5 protein-coding genes are annotated in these 4,241 nt (G+C 71.9%); 1 reads left to right on the plus strand and 4 read right to left on the minus strand.

What is annotated here, in order from left to right:
• Nucleotides 1-344: DnaA N-terminal domain-containing protein (locus FV223_RS21295; RefSeq protein ID WP_281407457.1), on the minus strand; the 344-nt coding region annotated here is incomplete at its 3' end.
• 923 nt (nt 345-1,267) lie between these two features.
• On the minus strand, nt 1,268-1,540 hold the full coding sequence (gene rpsT, locus FV223_RS21300) for a 30S ribosomal protein S20 (protein ID WP_147728871.1): 273 nt from the start codon (nt 1,538-1,540) through the stop codon (nt 1,268-1,270).
• A 292-nt stretch (nt 1,541-1,832) separates the two neighbouring features.
• On the opposite strand from rpsT, the gene speB reads away from it, so the two are divergent.
• Nucleotides 1,833-2,801, plus strand: coding sequence for an agmatinase (speB, locus tag FV223_RS21305; RefSeq protein ID WP_147728874.1), 969 nt, complete (start codon nt 1,833-1,835; stop codon nt 2,799-2,801).
• Here the strand turns inward: speB and FV223_RS21310 are convergent.
• Complete coding sequence (locus tag FV223_RS21310; protein WP_147728872.1) at nt 2,780-3,820, minus strand: aldose epimerase family protein; 1,041 nt, start codon at nt 3,818-3,820, stop codon at nt 2,780-2,782. The genes speB and FV223_RS21310 overlap by 22 nt on opposite strands.
• 51 nt (nt 3,821-3,871) lie before the next feature.
• A partial coding sequence (locus FV223_RS21315; RefSeq protein WP_147728873.1) for an ATP-binding cassette domain-containing protein occupies nt 3,872-4,241 on the minus strand: 370 nt, incomplete at its 5' end.

A 4,241-nucleotide genomic window follows, 5' to 3' on the forward strand; every position in this document is an offset into this window, starting at 1 on the left:
GGCTTCGGGGCGCCGGGCGCCACCGGGCGGACGGGGGCGGTGGTGCCGCGCACGCCGACCTCGATGCGGCCGACCTCCTCGACCTCGGCCTTAAAGGTGTTCAGCACCCGGTCGAGGTAGTGCGACTCGATCCAGCTCTTCAGGAACCGGGTCGGCACGGTGAGGCGGGCGGTGCCGCCGACGACGCAATCCAGCTCCAGGCGGGCGAACCAGCTCGCGAACACGTCCTCGCCGAGCTCGGCCCGCAGGCGGCGCTTCACCCGTCCCCAGGCTGCGGCGGCCTCCGTGGACCCGTTTCCTCCGCCGCTTCCGCCGCCGCCCGACACGCTCTCGTCGACATGCATCACTGACACTCTCCTCGCACCGAGGACGGGAGACCCGCCGACGGGGCGTACGCACGCACACTGGAACACCCCGTGAACACGGGCGGGGCGCAAAAATCGGAGGGAGTCAACCCGTCCGACGACGCTACTGGTCGATTTGAAGAGCCTATCAACAATTGCCTACGGTAGTTTTAACAGTGGGACTTGCGGGGAAAGCCTTGACCGCCACTTCGGCGAGTCGAGCGGAGTCGAAGCGACGCACGATACGGCTTTGATTCGACGCATGATTCGGCTTGGTGGCGGAGATGCTGTGGGTTTGCTGGGGCGTGGTGAGGTTTTGTTAAGCTACACCCGCCCCGAAGACTCCGCAACGAAATGGATTTTTGAAAATGGGTTAACGCTTCGTCACGCGCCAAGCGCGGACAAGGCGCGAACATCGACCGCGCCCTCAGGCGCTCCCGGAGCGCGTCTCGACGGCGGTGTCGCGGGCAACGATCGGTCCGCATCGCCCAGGCTGGCGCCCGGATCTCCGCGTTGCTCGACCCCGCGACGGCGACTGAACGACGGCGTCGTGCCGGCGCGGCGCCGGTGCCCTCTCCCGTTCGGCAGGGGGACAGGGTCAAGGGGGCAGGGTGAGGGGACAGGGTGAGGGGACAGGTCCTTCCGGGCAGGTCTCACCCCGACCCCGACCCTCTCCCGGACGGGGGAGGGGGCCGTGCGGGCCTTCGAAGGCTCACCGGCTGCCATCATGCGCAAGATGCAGCAGCCCGCCTCAGGGGAGGGCGATCGCGGAGGGTACGCGCCTCGCGTCGAGCGCGCTCGCCGTCCCGAAGAATGAGGACATGGCCGCGATGGCTCGGGCACACGAAAAAGCCCGGCGCGAAGGCCGGGCTTTTTCGTATCGGGACCTGATGGCGCGTGGGCAGTGCCGACGGCGGCCGCGCTCAGGCGGCGGCGGCCAGGGCCTTCACGCGGGCGGCGAGGCGCGAAACCTTGCGAGAGGCATTGTTCTTATGAACGATGCCGCTCTGGGCGGCCCGCATGATCTCCGGCTCGGCGGCGCGGAGCGCGCTGAGGGCGTCGGACTGCACCCCCGCGGCGATGGCCTCCTCGACCTTGCGGACGAAGGTACGCATCCGGGAGCGGCGCGAGCGGTTGATCGCCGTGCGCTTGGCGATCTTGCGGGTCATTTTCTTGGCCGACACGGTGTTGGCCATGGGCATCCTCGTATCAAAGGGCGGGGACCTTCGAGCTCGGGGAGCCTCGGATCGGTCTGCGCTGGGTGTGGCGAATGGCGAAGCCGACGACGCGTGCAACCGCACGGGCCCTCGGCAGAGCCGGCTCTATAGCCACGGGACGCCGCGTCGTCAACGCGGATCGGCGCATCCGGCTTGATCGCGCCGGGCCGGCCCGGGATGATACCGGTCGATCCGGGGAGGGACCAGCGTGGTGCACAGGGTGAGCGAGGCGGATGCGGCTCGCATCGCGGCGTTCCGTCCGGCCTCCGGCATGGAGACGCCGCGCTTTGCCGGCGTGGCGAGCTTCATGCGGCTGCCCTGCCGCGATCCGCGAGGCGCCGAGGGCGTCGAGATTGGCCTCGTCGGCATCCCGTTCGACGGGGCGACCACGAACCGGCCGGGCACCCGCCTCGGCCCGCGCGGCGTGCGCGAGGCCTCGACCGGCACGCGGGCGATCAACCATGCCAGCGGGCTCGCGCCCTACGCGCTGGCGGCCTGCGCCGACCTCGGCGACGTGCCGGTGAACCCGATCGACGCCGGCGAGACCTGCCGGCGGATCGAGGCGTTCATGGGCGGACTCAGAGCGGCCGGCATCGTGCCGCTCGGCGTCGGCGGCGACCACCTGATCAGCTATCCGATCCTCCGGGCGCTCGGGCGCGACCGGCCGCTCGGCCTCGTGCACATCGACGCCCACAGCGACACCGACGACGCGCAGTACGGCGGCACCCGGCTCACCCACGGAACCCCGTTCCGCCGCGCGGTGGAGGACGGCGTGCTCGATCCGCGGCGCTGCGTGCAGATCGGCATCCGCGGCAGCATGGATGCGGCGGACGAGCGCGACTGGGCCTGCGCCCGGGGCATCCGCGTCATCACCATGGAGGAGGCCGCCGGCCGCGGCATGCCGGAGGTCGCGGCCGAGGCCCGCGCCATCGCCGGCCGCGGCCCGACCTATCTCAGCTTCGACATTGACAGCCTCGACCCGGCCTATGCGCCCGGCACCGGCACGCCGGAGATCGGCGGGCTGACCACCCGCGAGGCACTGGCCCTGCTGCGCAGCCTGCGCGGCCTCGATCTCGTCGGCGCCGACCTCGTGGAGGTGGCGCCGCCCCTCGACCCGTCGGGGCTCACCGCGCTCACCGGCGGCCAGCTCGCCTTCGAGATCCTGTGCCTGCTCGCCGACGCGGTCGCCGCACGCCGGGCGGCGCGGGCGGACGCCGATCAGGCGAGCGAGAGCCGGTAGGTCGTCGCCGACGCGAAATGCTCGCCGGGCCGCAGCACCGCCGGCGGGAAGCCGGGGTGGTTCGGGGCGTCGGGGAAGGCCTGCGTCTCGAAGCAGACCGCGTCGCCCGAGCGGTAGATCCGGCCGCTCGGGCCGATCAGCGTCCCGTCGAGGTTGTTGCCGGTGTAGAGCTGCAGGCCCGGCAGCGTCGTCGCCACGTCGAGGCGGCGCCCGCTCCCCGGCTCGATGCAGGTCGCCGCCGGCCGCAGCCGTCCGTCCGCATCGCGAAGGACGAAGCAGTGGTCGTAGCCCTTGGCGAACGCGAGCTGCGGATTGCCGTCGCGGATGCGCCGGCCGAGCGCCATGCCGGTGCGGAAGTCGAACGCCGTGCCGGCCACCGGCCGCAGCGTGCCGGTGGGCACCTGCGTCGCGTCGGTCTCCAGCACCGCGTCGGCCGGGATCGTGACGACGTGACCCATGACGTCGCCGGCGCCTTCGCCCGCCAGGTTGAAGTAGCCGTGGTTCGTCAGGTTGAGCACGGTCGGGCGATCGGTATGCGCGCGGTAGTCGATCCGCAGCGTCCCGTCCTCGGGCAGGCCGTAGGTCACCGCGACGTCGAGGTTGCCCGGAAATCCCTCCTCGCCGTCGGGCGAGCGGCGCGCGAGCGTCAGGTGCGCGTCATCGACCGACTCGACGCGCCACATCCGCCGGTCGAAGCCGCGCGGCCCGCCATGCATCGCGTTCGGCGGCTCGTTGATCGGCAGGGCGTAGGCGTGGCCGTCGACCGTGAAGCGCCCCTTGGCGATGCGGTTGGCGAAGCGCCCGATCAGGCCGCCGAAATGCGGGCTTTTGGTCTCGTAGCCCGCCACCGTATCGAGGCCGAGCACGACGCTGCCGACGCGCCCCCCGCGATCCGGCGTCTCGATCGCGGTGACGATCCCGCCGTAATCGAGCACCTGCACGCGCAGCGGCCCGCGCACCAGGGTGAAGCGCGTCACCGTCTCCCCGTCCGCCGTCCGTCCGAAGGTCTCGCCCGTCATCGCCCGTTCCCGTCCCGTGACGCGGGGATTACGCGCGAGACCCGATTCGGCTCACGACACCGGCGCCGGTGCCGGGTCGTCCGAAAGCTGCATCCGGTGCAGGCGGGCATAGGCGCCGCCCTGGGCGATCAGGGCTTCGTGCCGCCCGGTCTCGACGACGCGGCCGGCCTCCATCACCACGATCAGGTCGGCCTCGCGCACGGTCGAGAGCCGGTGGGCGATGACCAGGGTGGTGCGGCCCTTCATCAGCCGGGTCAGCGCGTCCTGCACCAGGCGCTCGGATTCCGAGTCGAGGGCCGAGGTCGCCTCGTCGAGGAGCAGGATCGGCGCGTCCTTGAGGAAGGCGCGGGCGAGCGAGATGCGCTGGCGCTCGCCGCCCGAGAGCCGCCCGCCGGCGGGCCCGACGCGGAAGTCGTAGCCC

Origin of the sequence: Methylobacterium sp. WL116, assembly GCF_008039455.1 — a bacterium.
GTDB lineage: Bacteria > Pseudomonadota > Alphaproteobacteria > Rhizobiales > Beijerinckiaceae > Methylobacterium.